Source organism: Solibacillus sp. FSL W8-0474, from assembly GCF_038004065.1.
Lineage (GTDB): Bacteria > Bacillota > Bacilli > Bacillales_A > Planococcaceae > Solibacillus > Solibacillus faecavium.
Genome location: NZ_JBBOQJ010000001.1, coordinates 1,156,081 through 1,177,327, shown reverse-complemented (window position 1 = coordinate 1,177,327; position 21,247 = coordinate 1,156,081). Strand labels below are relative to the sequence as shown.

20 protein-coding genes are annotated in these 21,247 nt (G+C 35.4%); all 20 read right to left on the bottom strand.

The annotated features are described in order from the left end of the window. Positions 1 to 281 precede the first annotated feature (281 nt). The 20 genes from dnaK to NYE67_RS05620 all read right to left on the bottom strand — a co-directional run bounded on the left by dnaK (position 282) and on the right by NYE67_RS05620 (position 21,218). Positions 282 to 2,135: a molecular chaperone DnaK gene (gene dnaK, locus NYE67_RS05715; RefSeq protein WP_340729452.1), complete on the bottom strand. Its 1,854-nt coding sequence runs from the start codon at positions 2,133 to 2,135 to the stop codon at positions 282 to 284. A gap of 112 nt (positions 2,136 to 2,247) precedes the next feature. Beyond that, positions 2,248 to 2,805 carry a nucleotide exchange factor GrpE gene (gene grpE / locus NYE67_RS05710; RefSeq protein ID WP_340729451.1) on the bottom strand — a complete coding sequence of 186 codons (558 nt, stop codon included), beginning with the start codon at positions 2,803 to 2,805 and terminating at the stop codon, positions 2,248 to 2,250. 48 nt (positions 2,806 to 2,853) lie between these two features. Continuing rightward, positions 2,854 to 3,879 carry a heat-inducible transcriptional repressor HrcA gene (gene hrcA / locus NYE67_RS05705; RefSeq protein ID WP_191698324.1) on the bottom strand — a complete coding sequence of 342 codons (1,026 nt, stop codon included), beginning with the start codon at positions 3,877 to 3,879 and terminating at the stop codon, positions 2,854 to 2,856. A gap of 151 nt (positions 3,880 to 4,030) precedes the next feature. Next, a complete protein-coding gene (hemW, locus tag NYE67_RS05700; RefSeq protein WP_340729450.1) occupies positions 4,031 to 5,176 on the bottom strand; it encodes a radical SAM family heme chaperone HemW in 1,146 nt (381 codons plus the stop codon). A 138-nt stretch (positions 5,177 to 5,314) separates the two neighbouring features. Beyond that, positions 5,315 to 5,641, bottom strand: coding sequence for a geranylgeranyl pyrophosphate synthase (locus NYE67_RS05695; RefSeq protein ID WP_340729449.1), 327 nt, complete (start codon positions 5,639 to 5,641; stop codon positions 5,315 to 5,317). A 702-nt stretch (positions 5,642 to 6,343) separates the two neighbouring features. Further along, positions 6,344 to 7,210 carry a 2-oxoacid:ferredoxin oxidoreductase subunit beta gene (locus tag NYE67_RS05690; RefSeq protein WP_191702454.1) on the bottom strand — a complete coding sequence of 289 codons (867 nt, stop codon included), beginning with the start codon at positions 7,208 to 7,210 and terminating at the stop codon, positions 6,344 to 6,346. A 2-nt stretch (positions 7,211 to 7,212) separates the two neighbouring features. Further along, complete coding sequence (locus NYE67_RS05685) at positions 7,213 to 8,946, bottom strand: 2-oxoacid:acceptor oxidoreductase subunit alpha (RefSeq protein ID WP_340729448.1); 1,734 nt, start codon at positions 8,944 to 8,946, stop codon at positions 7,213 to 7,215. 797 nt (positions 8,947 to 9,743) lie between these two features. Beyond that, positions 9,744 to 10,019 (bottom strand): stage V sporulation protein S, encoded by a 276-nt coding sequence (locus NYE67_RS05680; RefSeq protein WP_340729447.1) that lies wholly within the window; start codon positions 10,017 to 10,019, stop codon positions 9,744 to 9,746. A 120-nt stretch (positions 10,020 to 10,139) separates the two neighbouring features. Beyond that, a complete protein-coding gene (locus tag NYE67_RS05675; RefSeq protein WP_340729446.1) occupies positions 10,140 to 10,853 on the bottom strand; it encodes a CpsD/CapB family tyrosine-protein kinase in 714 nt (237 codons plus the stop codon). Positions 10,854 to 10,855: 2 nt separating this feature from the next. Then, a complete protein-coding gene (locus NYE67_RS05670; protein ID WP_340729445.1) occupies positions 10,856 to 11,581 on the bottom strand; it encodes a YveK family protein in 726 nt (241 codons plus the stop codon). 56 nt (positions 11,582 to 11,637) lie between these two features. Beyond that, entirely contained in the window at positions 11,638 to 12,318 is a 681-nt protein-coding gene (locus tag NYE67_RS05665) for an acetyltransferase (protein ID WP_340729444.1), read from the bottom strand. Then, complete coding sequence (locus NYE67_RS05660) at positions 12,315 to 12,557, bottom strand: acyl carrier protein (protein WP_340729443.1); 243 nt, start codon at positions 12,555 to 12,557, stop codon at positions 12,315 to 12,317. Before NYE67_RS05660 ends, NYE67_RS05665 begins: the two co-directional genes overlap by 4 nt. Positions 12,558 to 12,587: 30 nt before the next feature. Continuing rightward, the gene (locus NYE67_RS05655) at positions 12,588 to 13,574 is read right to left on the bottom strand and encodes a ketoacyl-ACP synthase III (RefSeq protein ID WP_340729442.1); all 987 of its coding nucleotides are present in this window, start codon (positions 13,572 to 13,574) and stop codon (positions 12,588 to 12,590) included. A 312-nt stretch (positions 13,575 to 13,886) separates the two neighbouring features. Then, positions 13,887 to 15,698, bottom strand: coding sequence for a CocE/NonD family hydrolase (locus NYE67_RS05650; protein ID WP_340729441.1), 1,812 nt, complete (start codon positions 15,696 to 15,698; stop codon positions 13,887 to 13,889). A 168-nt stretch (positions 15,699 to 15,866) separates the two neighbouring features. Beyond that, a complete protein-coding gene (rfbB, locus tag NYE67_RS05645; protein ID WP_340729440.1) occupies positions 15,867 to 16,865 on the bottom strand; it encodes a dTDP-glucose 4,6-dehydratase in 999 nt (332 codons plus the stop codon). 15 nt (positions 16,866 to 16,880) lie between these two features. Next, a complete protein-coding gene (gene rfbA / locus NYE67_RS05640; RefSeq protein ID WP_340729439.1) occupies positions 16,881 to 17,774 on the bottom strand; it encodes a glucose-1-phosphate thymidylyltransferase RfbA in 894 nt (297 codons plus the stop codon). Positions 17,775 to 17,792: 18 nt separating this feature from the next. Further along, positions 17,793 to 18,515 carry a WbqC family protein gene (locus tag NYE67_RS05635; protein WP_340729438.1) on the bottom strand — a complete coding sequence of 241 codons (723 nt, stop codon included), beginning with the start codon at positions 18,513 to 18,515 and terminating at the stop codon, positions 17,793 to 17,795. 15 nt (positions 18,516 to 18,530) lie between these two features. Next, positions 18,531 to 19,640 carry a DegT/DnrJ/EryC1/StrS family aminotransferase gene (locus NYE67_RS05630; RefSeq protein WP_340729437.1) on the bottom strand — a complete coding sequence of 370 codons (1,110 nt, stop codon included), beginning with the start codon at positions 19,638 to 19,640 and terminating at the stop codon, positions 18,531 to 18,533. Between the two features lie 26 nt (positions 19,641 to 19,666). After that, positions 19,667 to 20,230 carry a GNAT family N-acetyltransferase gene (locus tag NYE67_RS05625; protein ID WP_340729436.1) on the bottom strand — a complete coding sequence of 188 codons (564 nt, stop codon included), beginning with the start codon at positions 20,228 to 20,230 and terminating at the stop codon, positions 19,667 to 19,669. 25 nt (positions 20,231 to 20,255) lie between these two features. Next, entirely contained in the window at positions 20,256 to 21,218 is a 963-nt protein-coding gene (locus NYE67_RS05620) for a hypothetical protein (RefSeq protein ID WP_340729435.1), read from the bottom strand. Positions 21,219 to 21,247: the final 29 nt, after the last annotated feature.

Genomic DNA, 21,247 nt, shown 5'->3' with positions numbered 1-21,247 from the left:
GTTATTTCTTAAAAACCTTCGTTTCCAGAGAAAATAGCGGTAATTTTTTCCGTTATTCATGAAAAAAGCCGTTATTTACTTACTTTTTAGCTTAATAACGGTAATTCGTTCCGTTATTTATGGCTTTTTTTATGATTTTTCTAAAATAACGGAAATTACTTCCTCTATTTCCCCTCACTCCACCACAGCTCATCAACAAGCTTAAAAGCCAAAGCCGCGAGCGGTCTTTGGCTTTTAAGTTTAATCAATCTCGCTTACCGAAATTGCATCCATGTTAACGATTATTTATTGTCTTTATCGTCTTTTACTTCTTCAAAGTCAGCGTCTACTACACCGTCATCTTTTTTGCCTGCATCTGCAGCGCCGTCAAAGTCTTCAGCTCCGCCTTGTGCTTGTGCAGCTGCTGCCGCTTGCTCGTATACTTTCATTACTAACGGCTGTAATACGCCTTCTAATTTTTCTTTAGAAGCTTTAATTTCATCGATTTCGCCTTTTTCTAAAGAAGCTTTTAACTCATCGCGTGCATCTTCAACAGATTTCTTTTCGTCTTCTGTGATTTGCTCGCCTAAGTCTGTGATTGTTTTATCCACTTGGAACACTAATTGGTCTGCTTCGTTGCGAAGATCTGCTTCTTCTTTACGTTTTGCATCTGCTTCAGCGTTTGCTTCTGCATCTTTCACCATACGCTCGATTTCTTCTTCTGATAAACCTGAATCAGATTGGATCACGATTGTTTGCTCTTTTTGTGTACCTAAGTCTTTCGCTTTAACTGATACGATACCGTTTGCATCAATATCGAATGTTACTTCGATTTGTGGAATACCACGTGGTGCTGGTGGAATATCAGATAATTGGAAGCGACCTAATGTTTTGTTGTCTGCAGCCATTGAACGCTCACCTTGTAATACGTGAATGTCTACTGCTGGTTGGTTGTCTGCAGCTGTTGAGAATACTTGAGATTTAGATGTTGGGATTGTTGTGTTACGATCGATTAATTTCGTCATAACGCCGCCCATTGTTTCGATACCTAATGATAATGGTGTTACGTCTAATAATAATACGCCTTGTACGTCACCAGCTAATACGCCACCTTGTACAGCAGCACCCATTGCTACTACTTCGTCAGGGTTTACGCCTTTGTGTGGCTCATGACCTGTTGCTTTTTTAATTGCTTCTACTACTGCAGGAATACGAGTAGAACCACCAACTAAAATTACTTTATCTAATTCTGAAGCAGAAAGACCTGCATCTGATAATGCTTGACGAGTAGGAACGATTGTACGCTCAACTAAGTCTTTTGTTAAATCATCGAATTTCGCACGTGATAATGAAACTTCTAAGTGAAGTGGGCCATCAGCACCAGCAGTAATGAATGGTAATGAAATTTGAGTAGAAGTTACACCTGATAAGTCTTTTTTCGCTTTTTCAGCTGCATCTTTTAAACGTTGCATTGCCATTTTGTCTTTTGATAAGTCTACTGCATTCTCTTTTTTGAATTCTTCTACTAAGTAAGCAATGATTTTGTCGTCGAAGTCGTCACCACCAAGTTTGTTGTCACCTGCTGTTGCTAATACTTCGAATACGCCGTCAGCTAATTCAAGGATTGAAACGTCAAATGTACCGCCACCTAAGTCGAATACAAGGATTTTTTGGTCAACGTCTTGTTGATCTAAACCGTAAGCTAATGCTGCAGCTGTTGGTTCGTTAATAATACGTTCCACTTCTAAACCAGCGATTTTACCAGCGTCTTTAGTTGCTTGACGTTGCGCGTCGTTGAAGTAAGCTGGAACTGTAATAACCGCTTTCGTTACTTTTTCACCTAAGTAGTCTTCAGCATAGCCTTTTAAGTATTGTAAAATCATTGCTGATACTTCTTGAGGAGTATACTCTGTATCATCAACTTTAACTTTCTCGTTTGTACCCATTTTAGATTTAATAGAAATAATTGTATTCGGATTTGTTACCGCTTGACGCTTAGCAACTTCACCCACTTGTTTTTCACCGTTTTTAAATGCTACTACAGATGGAGATGTACGGTTACCTTCTGGATTTGGAATTACTTTTGGCTCGCCGCCTTCTAATACAGATACACAAGAGTTTGTTGTTCCTAAGTCAATACCGATAATTTTGCTCATAATTTAATTTTCCTCCTAATATTAAAAAACAGAATGTATGTGTTTATTTAACAATTACTGTCCAACCAAGCTTGACAGCTATTTTATATAACTAGCACTAAAAAGTACTGAATTACTCGTTTACAGATACCATTGAAGGTCTTAGAACGCGGTCTTTAAGTTTATAACCTTTTTGTAATTCGCGTAAAACGATACCCGATTCCTTCTCACTATCCTGTTCCTGCATTACTGCCTGATGGAAGTTCGGATCAAAAGTTTCGCCTTCTGCTGGAATAATTGCTAAACCTTCTTTTTCCATTGCGGCTAACAATTGACCATATACCATTTCTACACCTTTATATAAAGAAGTCGCTTCTTCAGATGTAACTTCTACTTGAAGTGCGCGATCTAAATTATCCAATGCCGGCAATAATTCAGTTAATAATCCTTGCGCACGGTATTTTTCAGCAGATTCACGATCTAGACGACTACGGCGAGATAAGTTATCATAATCCGCGCGTAAACGTAAGTAACGTGCATCTTCCTCTGCTAATTTCGCTTCTAATTCAGCAATCTTCTGGTCTTTTTCATCTACTACTGTTTCTTCAGTTTCAGCTGTTTCCACTACTTCTTCTTGCTCAGCAGTTTCTTCCTGCTTCAACTCTTCATTTGTGTTTGTTGTTTCAGACAATTCTTTTCCTCCTCGTATATCAACCATTTATTAAGTTACGCCAATGCGTTACTGTTTCTTATCGAAAAACGCTTGGGAAAGACTGTTCGTCATAACATCCAATAATGTCACAACGCGTCTATAATCCATTCGCGTTGGCCCGATAATTGCGATAGCGCCTTGCTGTTCTTCACCGACTAAAAAGGAAGCGGTAATGACACTGCAGTTTTCCATCGCTAAATGATTGTTTTCTGAACCTATTCGAATCTGAATTCCATGATTGCCCTGATTAAACAGCGTTTGAACTTGATTTTCTTTATCAAATAAATCCATCAGCATTCTCATTTTGGCTATGTCATGGAATTCAGGCTGGTTTAACATATTCGATTTCCCGCCATAATAAAGTTTACTTTCATTAGGGTGGGTAGTTATGGACAATAAAGACCGAATGATTGATTCCGATGCGTTAATATGAGATTTCAATACCGACACTGCCTCCGTTTGAAGCTTTGTTGGAAGATCATATAATGGTACACCTACTAATCGGTCATTCAGAATATTTACCATTTTTTCAATATCATGCGGGCTAAAACCCGTTGGTAACGTTAAAGTACGATTTTCTACATGACCGTTATCCGTTACAATAATAGCCACTGCCGTTTCCTCTGTTAAAGGAACGATCTGGAATTTCTTTACACGGTGCTTTTGCACATCCGGACCGAGCAATATCGTCGTATACGTCGTTAACTCCGACAAAATATTTGCCGATTCTTTAATAATTTGCTCCGCCTCAACAATTTGTTTTTCAAAGAGCGAGTGAATTTGTGCTACTTCGCCAGTCGAAATGACTTGAGGCTTAAGTAAATGGTCAACATAAAAGCGATAACCTTTTTCGGATGGCACTCTCCCAGAAGAAGTATGCGTTTTTTCTAAATAGCCTAATTCCTCTAAATCAGCCATCTCATTACGTATCGTAGCTGCACTGTACGTAATACCTTCTTTTTTCGATAGTTGACGCGAACCAACAGGCTGAGCAGACATCACAAAGTCATCTACGATTGCTTGCAATATTTGTAACTGCCGATTTGTTAACATCTCTTCACCTCTGTTAGCACTCGATTAAGAGGAGTGCTAATATATTATATAAATTAGCAAATCTCTAAAATGATGTCAATGAATTCGTCCGAAATTTTTAATATTCTTTTTGTGTCGATTTTACGCGCAGTAGGATTTACATCACTTAATTTTATTCCCCTACTAAAAAGCGCTGAAAAACTTCATTGCCAATAAATCGACCTTTTCTAGTTAAGCGAATTCCTTTTGTATCAAATTCAATCAACTGTTCCTCCAGTAAACGTGAAATCGTTTCCTTATAAAGGTCTTCCATTGATTGATTAAATTTCATTTCAAATTCTGCATGTGTGACACCGGCCGTTTTTCTTAGCCCTAAAAACATTTGCTCTTCTAGCTTTTCCTCAACTGTCACTTCATGTTGTTGTAATAATGGAAGATTTCCTTCCATAACGATTTCGATATATTTTTTTATCGGTGCGACATTTGAGTAACGAATACCATTTAAATATCCGTGAGCGCCTGCACCAAAACCTGCATACTCATCGTTATCCCAATAAATTTTATTATGTGTAGATATATAGCCTTCATGCGCAAAATTACTAATCTCATACTGGTGCAGTCCGTGCGCTTCCATCGTATCCATTAAAACACCGTACATACTAGCTTCAAGATCTTCAGTCGGCAAAACCAATTTCCCTTTTGCATATTGAATATAGAAAATCGTTTTCGGCTCGACGATTAACGAATAGGCTGAATAATGGGGAAGCTTTAATGCCAATGCTTTCTCCAGTGTATCTTGCCACTGCTCCATCGTTTGCCCGGGCAGTCCATACATGAGATCAATACTAATATTTTCAAAGCCGACATTTTTTGCATTTTGAATCGTTTCGTATACATGTTCATTGGAATGCGTGCGACCAATCTTCGTTAGAAGGGATTGATCAAATGACTGTACGCCCATACTTAAGCGATTTACTCCGCCATTGTAAAGCGCCTGTAACTTCTCGATCGTGAGTTCATCCGGATTCGCTTCACTACTAAATTCTTTTACGGATGACATCGGAATATGTTTCGTTATTAGCTGCAATAATTTTTCAATTTGCTGTGCGGATAATGCAGTAGGTGTGCCCCCACCGAGAAAAATTGTTTCTATATTAGTAAAAGCTTCAGGCGTTTTGGCTACCGTCATTGCCATTTCACGCCCTAGTGCTTCAATATACTCATCCACTGGCTGATTTTTAAAAAATACTTTATTAAAATCACAGTAGTTACAAATCTGATGACAGAAAGGAATGTGAATATATACACCTCTAGCCATTTAAATCACTTCCTTAATATTGTTATTCTCCTTTCATTGTAGCCTTTCTACATTAAAATACAAATAGAGGCACTCAGAAAGGAACGACAAAAAAAGCTTTGTTAAATGAGATCTCATCCAACAAAGCTTTATAATCTATTACATGGAAAGCACAGGCTCTTCTTTATTCATAAGCATGATCAAATCAATGGCATTTAATTCAGGCAGCTTTGAACAAAATAATTCTGCCTCTTCTACTGTTTTAAATTGGAATGATTCAAGTTCCTTAGCTAATTCATATTGATCTTCAACTAAACGAATTGTGTAAAGACGTACAATTGGATTACACTGCTTGGAAGCATCGAAGTTTTCTCCCGCAATCACAATACCCGATGTACCGGAAGCTTTACTAATGATTGTTTCCACAATATGCAGCTCATCTTGGACAAACCACTCCGGTACCATAAGTTGAATTTGACTGTTCATAAAAACCATCCCCCTAAAATGTATTATTCTTGCTGTGTTTTATCTATTTTTTACAGCAGTTTACCCAGTTATTAAAATAGCGTTATTTTTACTGAAGTTGATTGTTTTCTACTACAGTAATGCAAGCATAAAAACCCAATATTTTTACATCTTTTATAAAATAATTATTGCTATTGTACTATAATAGGCGACTTAACAAAAGAAGTTATCCCAAAAATTTTTAATATAAATTACCAAATATTAGGTAATTTAACATATGGGATAATTTAACATATCACTCAGTAATATACCTTATTAATTAAATATAACAGGTATTTTATTGAATATCACTACTTTTCTGAAAATAATTAATAAAAATCATAATTTTATGTTTTTTTGCTGAATATCAAAAAAGTAGCATGTGGTAAATAAAAAAGCATGCTATTAAAAATTATAAATCACTTTACAGGGGTGGTTAGAAAAATATTCGTATATAAATAATTAGAAATTCCCACTAAAAAATATTGTGGAGAAGTTTATTGGATAATTGATATGTACTGTTCGAAACTACGGGTCACTTATTCGTCACCTTCAACCGGATAATCATCAATTCGCTCAACTTAATCGCCACTCAACCACAATTAATCGTCACCCTCTCACCACTCCAAAATAAAAAGAGCTATACAAGCTGAAATAACAGCCTGTATAGCTCTAAATTTTTATTTACATGAATTCTTTAATTAGTTGATCGAATTGATCTTCCGATAAGCTAATATCGATATCAGTTAACGGCAGCTCTGAATAGCCTTTAATTTTATCTTGATAAGAAGTTGTTTCTGTATCTTGATAAATAACGCCTGTTACAAGACCTTCATGGCGCATTACTGTTTGCATGGCCATTTCACGGTTAGAAGAATCATAGCCTTCAATGTCCGCTAGCTTTGTTAAATTCTCTTTGAACCAGTCGTATGTGTTCACTTTGTTGTATGTTACACATGGCGAGAACACGTTAATGAATGAGAAGCCTTTATGATTCAGGCCTGCTTCAATCATTGCTGTTAGTTCTTTAATATCCGTTGAGAAGCCTTGTGCTACAAATGTCGCACCTGCTGTTAATGCTACTTCCAATGGTTTTAATGAAGGCTCGATTGCCCCACCTGGTGTTGATTTCGTAATGAAACCTGCAGCAGAACGTGGAGATGTTTGCCCTTTTGTTAAACCGTAAATTTGGTTATCCATTACTACGTACGTAATGTCGATGTTACGGCGGATTGCATGGATTGTGTGCCCCATACCGATTGCGAAGCCGTCACCGTCACCGCCTGAAGCGATAACTTTTAAGTCTTTGTTCGCCATTTTAAGACCTTGTGCAATTGGTAATGCACGGCCATGAATACCGTGGAAGCCGTATGAGTTAATATAGCCTGAAATACGGCCTGAACAGCCGATTCCTGAGATGATAGCCAATTCACTTGGTTCATAGCCTACGTTTGCTGCTGCGCGTTGAATCGCCGCTTGTACGGAGAAGTCACCACAGCCTGGGCACCAGTTAGGTTTTACGGAATTCCGGAAATCTTTAAATGTTGCCATGATTAAATTTCCTCCTTCACTAAGTTTGTTAATTCACGTGGTAAGAAAGGAGTACCATCGTATTTTAAAATCGATTTCGTCTTCGCGTGACCACCGATATTCATTTTCATCACATTTGCAAGCTGACCTGTCGCATTGTTTTCTACAACAATTACTTTTTTCGCCTGATCCATTAATGCACTCATTTCTTCTACAGGGAATGGGTGGATTAGCTTAATATGTGCGTGGTTCACTTTCACACCTTCAGAGTTCAGCTTTTCCTGTACTTCTTCCAATGCACCGCGCGTTGAGTTGAAGCCAACTAATAAAACATCTGCCTCTTCATGTGGAGCATTCACATATACAGGATTTTCAAAACGGACTTGCTGTAATTTACGCATACGTTTGTCCATTTGATTACGACGATTGCCCGGCGCTTCAGATGGTTTTCCTGTTTCATCGTGCTCGACACCTGTTACGTGGTGAATACCGCCTTTTAAACCTGGGAATACACGTGGTGAAACACCATCTTCTGTAACTTCATAACGTTTAAAGTATTCTTTTGTTTCTTCATCTTCTACTGAATCAACAATTTTACCACGACGGATTTCAATTTTGCTGTAATCAAAAGGCTCAACAGATTGTTTACCTAATGCTAATTGTAAGTCTGTCATTACGATAACCGGTAATTGTAATTCTTCCGCAATATTAAATGCCTGAATCGTATCGTAAAACGCTTCTTCCATTGTAGAAGGCGCAATCACGACTTTAGGGATTTCACCATGCGTACCGTAAAGCATCGCCATTAAATCTGATTGCTCTTGCTTTGTCGGTAAACCTGTAGATGGACCACCGCGCTGCGTATCGAAAATAACAAGCGGCTGTTCTGTCATACCTGAAAGACCGATCGCTTCCATCATTAATGAAAGACCAGGACCTGCTGATGCTGTAAATGCACGCACACCACCGTAGTTCGCACCGATTGCCATTGTCGCTGCAGCAATCTCATCTTCTGTTTGAATAACCGCTCCACCTACTAATGGAAGCTTTTTAATCATGTATTCCATAATTTCAGATGCCGGTGTAATTGGATATGCCGCCATGAAACGAGAGCCGGCTGCTAATGCGCCTAATGCTGCTGCATCATTTCCGATCATGAACATACGACGTTTTCCGTCAGCAGGTGCAATTTCCCATGCGCCTACACGGTCACCAATTTGCTCTGAAATCGCCTGACGTCCGCGTTCAATCGCTTCGATATTCTTCGCAACGACTTCTTCACCTTTACGCCCGAAAATTTCATTTACAACACTTTGGAAAACGGATTCATCCAAGTTTAAAAGTGCTGCAGTTGCTCCAATTGCCACCATGTTTTTCATTAAAGACGTACCAAGCTCAGCCGCAATTTCCGTAAATGGTACAGCATATAATGGTGCGACACAATCTTCCGGATTTGTTGGATTGAATTTCGCATCGGCTAATATGATACTACTTGGTGTTAATTCTTTATAGTTCACGTCGATTGTTTCTTGGTCAAACGCCACTAGTATATCTAAATCGTCCGCAATTGCGCGTACTTCTGTCGGACGAACTGTAATTTTATTATTCGTATGGCCACCTTTAATTCGAGAAGAGAAATGACGGTAACCGTATAGGAAATAACCTAGACGATTCATTGCCATTGAGAAAATTTCACCTGTACTCTCAATCCCTTCACCTTGCTGCCCACCGACTTTCCATGAAAGCTGATGTAACATTTCAACATCTCCTTAAAATTGCTGTATTATATAATGGTTAGAGCGAATGTAGCTGATATCAAGTATAGCTACTTATAGTTATTTTTCCTACATTAGTTTAACATGAAGTGTTAGTCTCTTCTATTGCAAATGTCATATAGTATTAAAAATCAGACCTTTGACGGAAAGTTTTTGTACACAATTAGTTTTGAATAAAAATCAAGATTTCTATTCCCTTATATTTATATGGGATTTCTTTAATTGCAGGACGATTAATTATGTAAAAGGGTTGCGTTCTAAAGTAAATGAGGAACGCTTACAGAGTTAGGCGTGAGAATTTCAATTTTTTGAAAAAGTGGCGAATAACATAACTAAATTGACGATTAAATTAAAAATTCTTTTTTTGAAAGCTCATGCCCGTTGCAGCAAGTATTTTGGCTCCCCCCATAGTTCCAAGTCATTCTACTTTGGAATAAAATGGATTTTAACGCAAAAATGAAGAGATAGAACATAGTATTTTTGCTCTCCGCCGCCTCGCGATAGCGCAAGCGGCTTGATTGGATGTTTTTACTTCACTTTATAACGAGGGCAAAATTTTAGGATTGGTGGGCCTCGCAAACGGCAATAAAGGCAGTGATATAGACACGTATCACGTGGCTATAGCGCTGTCTTGCCGTAAGCCCACCAATCAAGTAAAATTTTATTAGAAAAGCAACCACAAGTTTTAGTGCTGAACCGATAAAGTTCCACCAATTTATCCTCCATGCAAACCAAAAAACACCCGCTTAGCACAAATTGGCTACTAAGCGGGTGTCTGACTATTGATGATTTCGAGTTCTTTTTTCAACGAGCAGTTTTAACGCCGTCCGATCTTCTCCCGCAATTGTAATGTCTGCGAAAGCCGGGGCACAAATTAAATCTGTACCACTTGGAGCCACAAACCCTCTTGCGATTGCTACTGCTTTAATTGCTTGGTTTAACGCACCTGCACCTACAGCCTGCATTTCTGCAAAACCTTGCTCTCGTATTACCGCAACGAGTGCTCCTGCAACAGAATTAGGATTAGAACGAGATGATACTTTCAATGAATCCACAGCTATTTCCCCCTCATCTAGTACTGCAATATCTTTTTAGACAATTTTTATTGCCTGTACGTCATTGTATGCGCGTTATTTCTAAAATAGACTTTGAAAATCATATATACTTAAAGAAAATTAATCAGAGAAACTATATTCTTCGTAGTAATTATGGTGACTAGGTGTTTTATAATTGTTCAATACAACACCTAAAATTTTTGTGTGGGAAGCAGCCAATAACGCTTTCGCTTTTTTAACCGCCCGCTTATCAACAACCCCTGTATTTAAAATCAGAATGGTCCCGTCGCATTTGCTGGCCATAATTTGCGCATCTGCTACAGACAGAAGCGGCGGCGAATCGATTAAGATGATGTCGTAGTCTTTTTTCACTTCAAGCAACAAAATGTCCATCAAACGGGAAGCTAACAACTCAGAAGATTTTTTTTGAGTCGGACCGCTTGTAATTACATTAAGCCCCACTACAAAAGTATCCTGCACCGCCTCATACACAGCCGCTTTTTTCAGGAGCAAATTGGAAAGACCCACTTTATTGAATTTTTTAAATGTTTGGTGCAGTGTAGGCTTGCGCATATCCCCATCGATGATCAGCACCCTTTTTCCTTCCTGGGCAAATACAATGCCTAGATTCGCTGCATTCGTAGATTTTCCTTCCCCTGGTGTCGATGAAGTAATCAAAATTGTTTTCAAAGGCTGTTCAGGCATGGAATATGAAATATTTGTTCGGAGTGTTCGAAATTGTTCAATTATATATGAATTAGTTTCGGAAATTGTTACTAGCTTACGTGCGATTTGTGCACTGGATTTCTTTCTTTTGCGTCTTAATTTAAACATATTTAAGTCCTCCTAACCTTTCGAGATGTGAAAGAAAACTTCTTTTTCTTTTCGTCAGCAATGACATCTATAATACCTATTACTGGCAAATTTAAGAAAGTTTCGGCATCACTTTCACTTTTTATGGTGTTATCCAATAGCTCAAGTAAGAAGACTAAACAAGTCCCAAGCATGAGACCGATTAAACCGCCGAACATAATATTCAGTATTTTGTTAGGCTTTACAGGAATTGGTTTATCACTTAATGTTGCTGCAGATAAAATAGAAACATTATCAACGCTCATCAGCTGTGGAATTTGTTCTTTAAATATTTCTGCTAATGTATTTGAAATTTCGACTGCTTTTGTTTGATTAGTATCTTCAACGCGGATATTAACAACTTTAGATTCGCTTTCATTTGAAAGCGATATTTGTTTTGTTAATTGTGCTGGGGTAACATCTAGATTAAGTTTTTCGATTACAGAAGAAAGAATAGCCGGGCTTGTAATGATGACATTATATGTGTTAATTAAGCGTAAATCTGTATCCATAGATTGCCAAGAATAACCTTCCTCGGAAGTAATCTTTTGATTTACTAAAATTTGTGTCTGAGCTTGATAGATTGGGGTTAATGCATAAAAACTAATCCCTGCACTTATTACACAGCTAATAACAATTAAAGTAATAATAAGCCATATACGCTTTTTTATTATTTTTGCAATTTCTAGTAGCCAGATTGATTCTTCCACTTATGTTTCCCCCTCGAAACCTTTTTACTACATCTTCGCTAAATCTAGAAAAGGTTCTATTCTGCTTCTATTCCATAATATCTATAACTCGTTATTTTATTAGATTTTGCAGGATTCCCCGAATAAATTAATCCTTCTCTAGTATCTTTATTAACAACTGCTCCCGAGGAAATGAAACAATCCTTTCCTATTTTAATATTTCCATTAAACGTACTATTTACACCCAAAAAACAACTCTCCCCTATTTCGCTGCGACCAGCTATAACAACATGAGATGAAATAAAAGTATTGTCTTTGATAACTGAACGATGCCCGATATGATTCCCACTCCAAATAATCACATTATTTCCTACAACTACATAATGTTGCAAAACATTATTTTCAAAAATAAAGGTATTTTCACCAATTGAAACATTTCTCCAAACAAATGCCTTTGAACTAATGTATGAGACTACCTTATATCCTTTATTTTTTACTAAGTTGAATAATCTAGTTCTAGGTCTATTTAATTGAGTACTATTAATCGCTACAAAAACTTTATACTGATCAGGAGGATACCTTTGTTCAATTTCTTCAAATGGTATAATCGGTAAATCAAACAGCGTTTCTTTTTTTATATACTCCTTCTCAACCGCAAAAGCTACTACCTTAAAAGGAGAATCAAAAGTAAAATACTCATATGCAATTTCAGCAAATTCACCGTCGCCAACTAATACAAGTAGCTCTTCATTTTTCATATAATTTCTACCTGCAAATATCTCTCCAATTTAGCTACTACATCTTGAAATGTTTCACTATCCTGAAATATTTCTATAGGTAGAGTTGTGTCAAATTTTTCGTCACAATAAGAAATTAAGTCCATTCTAGTTAAGGAGTCCCATTCTTCTATACTTTCTAAACGGGTCTCCATTTTTAATGCACCTTCTTCTAACTCTAAAATCTCTTCACATAATGCAGTAAATTGTTTTAAATTCATATTATGAATCTCCTTATTACTAGTAGTATTTTAGATACATAACTTAATTGAACAAACACTCCAAGATAGCCCCACACCGAACCCAACCAACATAACTTTATCTCCTTTTTTTACATTACCAAGTTCAATTTCTCTTTTTAAAGCAATAGGAATCGTAGATGATACCGTATTACCCGAATCATTCAACTGAATAGAAAACTTCTCTTGATCAATGCCAATTCTCCTTCTTAAAGCATCAAGCATATATTTATTTGCTTGATGAAAAACAAAAAAATCATAATTACCCAGCGTTGTATTTTCCTTATTCAACAATTCATTAATAGCTTTTGGTACCTCTCTCATAGCAAAATTAAATACTTCCGGTCCATTCATATACAAATTGTTTCGGGCTCTTCTATTACCTTTCTCATCTTCCACTTCTAATAAAGTTTCAAAATTAAGAGGTTCTTTAGATCCACCTGAAAAAATAATCAAATCTTCTGCACCACTACCATCCGTTCCAAATACAAAGTGACCAATATCATTATTATCTGAAGATTCCGAAATTATAGTTGCCGCTGCTGCATCACCAAACAATACGGCTGTACTTAAATCATTTTCATTTATAAATTTGCTGTAAGTATCCGCTGTTAATAACAATATATTTTTCGCTTGTCCACTATCAATTAATCCTTTTGCAAGCGAAAGACCATATACAAAGCCAGAACATCCTAAATTAAAATCTAAAGCACCGCAACTAGTAGGTAATTTTAATTTCTCCTGAATGATACAAGCGGTTGTTGGTAAAATATAATCTGGAGCTTGGGTGCAGAACAATAAAAAGTCTATCTCACTCTTTATACATACATCTTTTTCAAACAATTTTTCAGCAGCCTTTATAGCTAAATCTGAAGCTGTTTCATATTCCTCTGCAATATATCTAGTTAAAATTCCAATTTTCTTTGTTAATTTATTCTGTGGGTCATTAGAAACTTTTCTTGCTGGAAAATGATATTCTATCGCCTTTATTCTCGCCATTTACGTCCCCCCATTTGGCTAAAGCCGGTACAATTAAGGATTTTTTTAAATACCTATTTGGAGTATTTGAGTCATGGTAATTAGCCTCATATCATATGTTTAATAACTTCATCATTTCTACTATTATTTTATTTTCTAGTTTCTAAAATATTTCTAAGATATACTATTATATGAATATAAATTGTTATTAATTACTGATTTATAAACAAAAGGCTGAATTCTATTGTCAGAATTCAGCCTTTTCAAGTCTTTGAAGTTAATTCCCAAACTAAACAAGTTAAATCTAATTTAAAGATGTTAATAATAGAATCATTACTTATTAATGACTGGTAGACTGATATGTGATGGCTGGTCAGCACCTATATAAACTGTATTTTCAGCAATCACAAAATCTTCAACTGAATCCACGCCAAGCGGATTTCCAGTATTTGAGTTTCGGTCAAATCGCGGGAAATTACTGCTTGATACCGCTACTCGTATTCTATGTCCCTCTTTAAATACATGACTAATTTCTTGTAAATTGATATTGATTTTATACACCTTCCCATCTTCCATAAGTACTTCTTTATCAAGACCTTCACGGAATCGCATCCGCATAGCACCTTCACTTAATAAATAAGAAGTACCATCGGGAGAAACATCAGTCAACTTCACAGTGAAATCCGTATCAATTGCATCAGAAGAAACATATAAGGTTGTTGAAACATTGCCCCTTACTTCTAATTGTTCAGTTAACTGTTCCGATGTATATGTTAAAGAAAGTTTTTCGGCAGGTCGTTGATCTAATGGTCCAAGCCCCATATCCCCAAAGAGATTTCTCCCTCCAATTGTAATAATTGGATTTTTAGGGTCATAACTAAACTGATCTTTACCTTCTAGTAGTGACTGTTCTTTCGACAATAGCGAATCATTAATCGAATTTGAACTGTTACTTTTTTCAGTATGAAAATACCATTTCTGTTCTTCCCCAGCTGCATCTAACCAATCTTTTGTAGTTTTCCATTCATTTGATCCTAATGTATAATACTTTACCGGATCCTCTTTCATAACGCCCGTATCGATATCTTTTAACCAATAATCAAACCATCGTTCCATCTCGTCAATTAAATAGATTTCATCTCCTTCAAAGAAAGCACTATCACCTTCTATACCATTTGGTCCGAAATCTTGATGTGTCCAAGGTCCCATGAGAAGCTTTTGGTTTCCTTTTGCCCCCTTGCCCCCATTTTGCTGCAGCCCTAGGTAGTTTTTCATTGTTCCTTCTAAAAACGTATCGTACCAACCTCCGAGATGATAAATAGGGATAGTTATATTTGAGAAGTTAGCTGGAATATCATAATAATCAAAGTAATCATCCTGAATATAATGTTCAAAGAACGAAGTAAATAATGGATTTTCACTTACATAAGGAAAACGATTAATCGGTGTATGCATAAATAATTTTGGAAATTCTTCATTGATTTCCAATATTTTCTTATATGTTTCTTCATTGATATTTCCTTGCTCCAACATTTTTACTGAATACGCTGAGTTGATAAAATACATCCACCTAGTAGCAAGTTCATGTCTATAAATTCCACCGTCTGCTATTACTTCTTCATAAAATTGGGAGGGTGCCATTTGAACGAATGCAGCCTTTAGTCCTGGTGGATTAGTTGTAGCCAATAAATTGGCTGTCATGCCAAGAGCAGATGTCCCAAAAACGCCAACCTTTCCATTACTCCATGTTTGGTCATTTAGCCAAACTACAGTTTGATAGCCATCAATAGCATCATCCTTGAACAATAGCCATTCACCTTCAGAACCGTATAGGCCTCTTACATCTTGAATTACAACTACATAGCCCTTTTTAGCCATTCGGATTCCAAGTTCCCGGTAATCGCCTTCTTCTGTATTGCTAAATGCACCACTGTTGTATGTAGTTCTAGCTAATAATACAGGATAACGATTATTGTCATTTGGGCGGTAGATACGATTAGCCAGTTTTATACCGTCATTCATTTCAACATGTATGTCTTCAATGATAATATCTATTACTCCTGATTCAGCTTTTTCTGAACATGCAGTTAGAATCATTGATAAAAAGATAATGATTAATAGAATTTCTTTTGATCTAAATTTCATAACGGCCTCCCCCATAAACCTTTCAGATAAATAACGGCTCAGTATTGATTACGTTTTATTTATATTTCGTCCCTAAATAAAATAGACATCTCCTAGAGTGTATATATACTCATCGAACTGGAGATGCCTGTTTTTTATGGTTATTTACACAGTCAATCCAAATATTTCTTAAGGCAAATGCAATGCTTTATTCTTAATTTCCTCTAGCCATAGTTTATTTTCAATATACCATTTGATTGTTTGGTCTATACCTATTTCAAATGTATATTGTGGCTTCCATCCTAATTGCTTTAATTTAGAGGAATTAATTGCATAACGCTTATCATGACCTAAACGATCCTCAACAAATCGAATTAGGTCTTCTGATTTCCCTAATGCCTGGATAATTGTTTTTACCACTTCAAGATTTGTACGTTCATTATGCCCACCAATATTGTATACCTCACCATTGATGCCTTCATGCAAGACTAAATCAATAGCCGAGCAATGGTCAAATACATGTAACCAATCCCGGATATTTTGTCCATCTCCATATACAGGTATTTTTTCATTTTTCAAAATCCGACTGATTGCTAAAGGAATTAACTTTTCCGGAAAATGGTATGGACCGTAATTATTGGAACAACGTGTAATATTCATGGGTAACTGGTAAGTATGGTGATATGCTTGGACCAGCAAATCCGAGGATGCCTTACTTGCACTATAGGGACTATTCGGTTTTATCGGTGTTTCTTCTGTAAAAAAACTTGTTGGATCAAAATCCAATTCCCCATACACTTCATCTGTTGAGACGTGAATAAATTTTGTAATACCTACACGCCTCGCTGATTCCAATAGCACTTGTGTACCTAAAACATTAGTTTGTACAAAAATGTCAGGTTCTAAAATTGAACGATCTACATGACTTTCAGCAGCAAAATGAACGACAAAATCAAACTTCAATTCCTCGAATAGTGATATCATTCGATCATGCTCTACAATATCCGCTTCAATAAAATGATAATGATCGTTTTTTTCCAAATCCTTATGCTTTATTAAATCACTAGCATACGTCAGTTTATCTACATTATAAATCTCATACATTGGATACTTTTTAATCATATAATGTATAAAATTCCCGCCGATGAAGCCTGCACCACCAGTGACTAAAATTTTTCTATTATTCACCAATATCCCCTCATTTCATTTCGCAGATACATACAAATATTCATGCGCGCGCGAAAGTTCCAACAAGTATTTTCCATATTCCGATTTCATTAGAGGTAGAGCGAGCTCTATTAATTGTTCTTTTGTAATATAACCCTTTCGATAGGCAATTTCTTCTATACATGCAATATACAAACCTTGCCGCTTTTGCATTACCTCCACAAAATTCGAGGCTTCCAGTAAAGACTCATGTGTACCTGTATCTAGCCATGCTAATCCACGCCCTGTTAATTCGACTTTCAACTGACCTATTTGTAGATAAGCTTCTAAAATAGAAGTAATCTCCATCTCTCCACGAGCGGATGGTTTAACATTTTTTGCAAACTCCACAACCTGATAATCAAAGAAATACAGGCCAGGAATTGCATATGATGATTTTGGATTTTCAGGCTTTTCTTCAATTGAAATAGCATTACCATTTCCATCGATTTCAACCACTCCATATGCTCTTGGATCTTTGACATTACACCCTAAAAGTATACTGCCTTCTTTTAGTTTTGTTGCTTCGTGTAAACGGTCTATCCAATTCGAACCGTAAAAAATATTATCCCCCAAAACAAGGGCAACGGATGAATTCCCTATAAACTGTTCACCAATAATAAAGGCTTCTGCTAACCCATTCGGTTGTTCCTGAATGGCATATTCAAATGTCATGCCGAGCTTACTTCCATCTCCTAACAGCTCTTTAAAACCGCCTATATCACGAGGTGTAGAAATGATTAATACTTCGCGAATACCCGCCAACATTAAAACGGACAGTGGATAATAAATCATTGGCTTATCGTAAATAGGCAGCATTTGCTTGGATACGGATTTTGTAATCGGATATAGTCTCGTTCCTGTCCCGCCTGCTAGTAGAATTCCTTTCATTAAATACTCACCTCAGCTCTAGGATATAGTTTCCTGAAAAATTTCTTCATAATTAACCAACATTTCATGTATTTTATTAATACTGTTAAACATTATTACATCTATAATTGACAAACCAGGTACAAAGTCTAAATGAAATTGTTTGTATGGATTTAATTTATTTTTTATAAACTTCAATTTAATATTATTATTTTCGTATTTTTCCCGATCAAAAAAACATACGCCTCCTGGTGCGTTAATATATTCAGTTGCGTTTAATTTTTTCGAGATATTTAATGCCCATTCATCAGCTGTGTACACTTCTTCAATATCTAGTTCCATTTCAGAAAATACACTTATTTTGCACTTTAAATTTAGATAATTGCTTATTTCCACTAGCAAATTCTTATTGATATCAGTTAATGTTTTATAATTACTATTTAAAGCTTTTTCCAGTACTTTGATTGTTTCTGTAAAATAAGGAGCTTTTTTGTAGATTTGGAGTTGGTTAAATAATTTTTCCTTCCAGTCTATTTCATCATCGACATAGATGTCCTTAATACAGGAACTCAATGGTGCTTTTTTTACTGGCAAATGAATGTACGAACTGCCACCATTTAGATTCAAAATGCAATTTCTCACCATCCAGCTTTTTCTTTGAAATTGCACAGTATCAAATATGATAAATTGATCTGCTTCCTGCATTAATGAAAAATATCCTATATAGGGGAAAAAGTACGGTTGCATAATTGCAAGCTTCATGGTTTAATACCACCTTTAACTACCTTTTACTTTGATTCCTTCAATAACATTGCAAATACGATCAACCTGTTCAAAACTTAAATCTGCATAAAGTGGGAGTGTTAAAATTTGTTGTGAAACTTGTAGTGCAACTGGGGTATGATTTGGGGTGAATTGTGATTGGTAACACTCTAATTGACTTGTTAAAGGATAGAAATATTTTCTTGTGTTTATGCCCTGCTCCAAAAATTCCTGATACATTTCTTCTCTAATTTTAAAGCTGTTAAATAATATTGGAAAATAAGCATAATTACTAACTACACCTTTAGAAATATAAGGTAATCTAATTCCGGCAATTCCGCTAAGTTTCTCAATATATCTAGCATAAACTAATTTTCTCTTCTCAATTTCTCGATCTACGTTTCTAATATTACATAAACCCATAGCTGCCTGAAACTCATTCATCTTTGCATTTCCACCAATGAATTCAACTGATTCAGGTCCAGTAATACCAAAGTTTTTATAAGAATCAATTCTATTTTTCAGATTAGAATCTTTGAATGTTAATGCCCCACCTTCGATTGTATGAAATACTTTTGTAGCATGGAAACTGAACATAGATGCATCTCCAAAGTTGGCTACGCTTTCTCCATTTAACGTGATTCCAAATGCGTGTGCAGCATCATAAATTACTTTCAAATTATATTTTTTTGCTAACTGCTCAATTTTTTTAACATTACATATATTACCATATACATGAACAGGAATAATAGCCGATGTTTTTTCTGTTATTAGACTCTCTAAATTATCCGTTTGCATTGTATAATCATCCGGATTAATATCCGTAAAAATAGGAGTTAACCCTTTTCTTACAATGGCATGAGTAGTTGAGGCAAATGTAAATGGTGTTGTAATAACCTCGCCACTAAGTTGAAATGTTTCTATAATATACTCTAAGGCTAAATGGCCGTTTGAAAATAGTGCAATATTTTTAGTGTCTAAATAATCAGTTAACCTTTTTTCTAATTGATTATGCTTCTCCCCTTGATTAGTAAGCCATTTACTTTCCCATAAATCTTTTATTTCTTTTATATATTCATTAAAATCCGGCATTGAAGAGCTTGTAATTTGAATAGGTTTGGTCATATGATCACCTTTACTGTTATAATTTTCTATTTAATAAAATCAAGACTCCGCTCTTCTCTATTCAAATGTAAATTTTCATACTCTGAACGCACTATAGTGAATATGAAGGCATTATGGAAACTGTTTTGTTTAAATACAAAATCTCTAATTAAACCATCTTTTTTAAAACCATACTTTTCAGATAGTCTATAGGATGCTTTATTATCTTCTTTTACATATGCATAAACCATATTCATTCCAAGCTCTCCAAACAAATGGTCTAGCAATAGATAGCCAGCATTTGTCCCAAATCCTTTACTTACAAATTCTTTTGATATTATTAAACCACCCCATTCAGCCTTTCTATTTATATAATCAATATTAGTTGCACAGACATATCCGATTGGTTCATCAATCCCTCTACAACAAACAACGAGATAAAGCTGCTTATTATTATTAAATATTTTATCTTCTATCCATTTTTTATCATATTCAGAAGAGATATAGTATTTATTCCCTACAGTAGTTTGAAAAAGAATATCATCATTTCTTATTTTATTTAATAAGCTCAAATCACTATACTCAAAAGCTCTCAAATATAAATTCTCCATTAAATTGTTCTCCTTTTTTATTAAATTAATAGTAAATTTTTTCTTCAATATTTATAGACTCAACTATATATTTCATATCTTCTTGCTCGTAACGTTGGTCACATGGTATCGGTAATAAATTTGCACTATACTGATACTCAATACTTTCTTCTAGTGATATGTTTAATACATTGCTCCAAAGTATAGGAATATATATATTTTTTTTTGCTAAATTTTTTCTAAGTTGCAACCCATTTTTAGTGAAAAATAAATAACAAAAAGGGCCCTTAGGAGAAATAAATTTTTTCTGATTAAGTTTATTTAGCTCTTTTTCTAAATATCTATAATTACTATTTCTTTTCCTTAAAACATTCTGGTAGTCAATTGCTCCCATTAAATTACGAGTAAGTTTAGACATTTGCTTTATAGAATCTCCATAAAATCGTTCATCCACTTCTAAAAAATTTTTATAATAATCTGAGGCTTTTCCTTCAAAGCGTCCTAAAAGATGCTCTACCCTATCTTTAGAAATATCAATTTCTAATTCTACATCTAATTTTTTATCTGTTGATAAATAAGCCCCATCCGGTACACCGAAAAATTTCCTACATGAGTAGATGGTATCTATTGAATTTAACGGTCTTTGAAAAAAAGCCTGGGAATTATCAATAATTATTTGTTTATGTTGATTTTTCAGACTTAGTATTTTTTCTTCTGATAATTGTCCAAAATAGTTAACAATATAAAGATATTCTTGCTTTTGAAGATTCCCATTAAAAATAGGGCTAAAATCAGTATCGATTCTATAGTATTCGTATTTATATCCATATCTCTGTAACATATCCCTTACTGAATTACCTAGATAATATGGAATATAAACTTTTTCAATTTCCTTTAACTTAATTAGATATAGTAAAGCATTCCTTGCAGTGTTTAAATGTATTAAGTCTTTGTAATATTCATCGCTAATTAAATGCTCCAATTCAAAATAGCCGCCAATTTCTTTCATCCTTTTTAATCACCTCATTTTATAAATTA

Excerpts from the sequence above, each read along its gene's own strand:
- dnaK (WP_340729452.1), bottom strand. The coding sequence starts at position 2,135 with ATGAGCAAAATTATCGGTATTGACTTAGGAACAACAAACTCTTGTGTA.
- hrcA (WP_191698324.1), bottom strand. The coding sequence starts at position 3,879 with ATGTTAACAAATCGGCAGTTACAAATATTGCAAGCAATCGTAGATGAC.
- hemW (WP_340729450.1), bottom strand. The coding sequence starts at position 5,176 with ATGGCTAGAGGTGTATATATTCACATTCCTTTCTGTCATCAGATTTGT.
- NYE67_RS05695 (WP_340729449.1), bottom strand. The coding sequence starts at position 5,641 with ATGAACAGTCAAATTCAACTTATGGTACCGGAGTGGTTTGTCCAAGAT.
- NYE67_RS05690 (WP_191702454.1), bottom strand. The coding sequence starts at position 7,210 with ATGGCAACATTTAAAGATTTCCGGAATTCCGTAAAACCTAACTGGTGC.
- NYE67_RS05685 (WP_340729448.1), bottom strand. The coding sequence starts at position 8,946 with ATGTTACATCAGCTTTCATGGAAAGTCGGTGGGCAGCAAGGTGAAGGG.
- NYE67_RS05675 (WP_340729446.1), bottom strand. The coding sequence starts at position 10,853 with ATGTTTAAATTAAGACGCAAAAGAAAGAAATCCAGTGCACAAATCGCA.
- NYE67_RS05665 (WP_340729444.1), bottom strand. The coding sequence starts at position 12,318 with ATGAAAAATGAAGAGCTACTTGTATTAGTTGGCGACGGTGAATTTGCT.
- NYE67_RS05660 (WP_340729443.1), bottom strand. The coding sequence starts at position 12,557 with ATGAATTTAAAACAATTTACTGCATTATGTGAAGAGATTTTAGAGTTA.
- NYE67_RS05655 (WP_340729442.1), bottom strand. The coding sequence starts at position 13,574 with ATGGCGAGAATAAAGGCGATAGAATATCATTTTCCAGCAAGAAAAGTT.
- NYE67_RS05650 (WP_340729441.1), bottom strand. The coding sequence starts at position 15,698 with ATGAAATTTAGATCAAAAGAAATTCTATTAATCATTATCTTTTTATCA.
- rfbA (WP_340729439.1), bottom strand. The coding sequence starts at position 17,774 with ATGAAAGGAATTCTACTAGCAGGCGGGACAGGAACGAGACTATATCCG.
- NYE67_RS05635 (WP_340729438.1), bottom strand. The coding sequence starts at position 18,515 with ATGAAGCTTGCAATTATGCAACCGTACTTTTTCCCCTATATAGGATAT.
- NYE67_RS05630 (WP_340729437.1), bottom strand. The coding sequence starts at position 19,640 with ATGACCAAACCTATTCAAATTACAAGCTCTTCAATGCCGGATTTTAAT.
- NYE67_RS05625 (WP_340729436.1), bottom strand. The coding sequence starts at position 20,230 with ATGGAGAATTTATATTTGAGAGCTTTTGAGTATAGTGATTTGAGCTTA.
- NYE67_RS05620 (WP_340729435.1), bottom strand. The coding sequence starts at position 21,218 with ATGAAAGAAATTGGCGGCTATTTTGAATTGGAGCATTTAATTAGCGAT.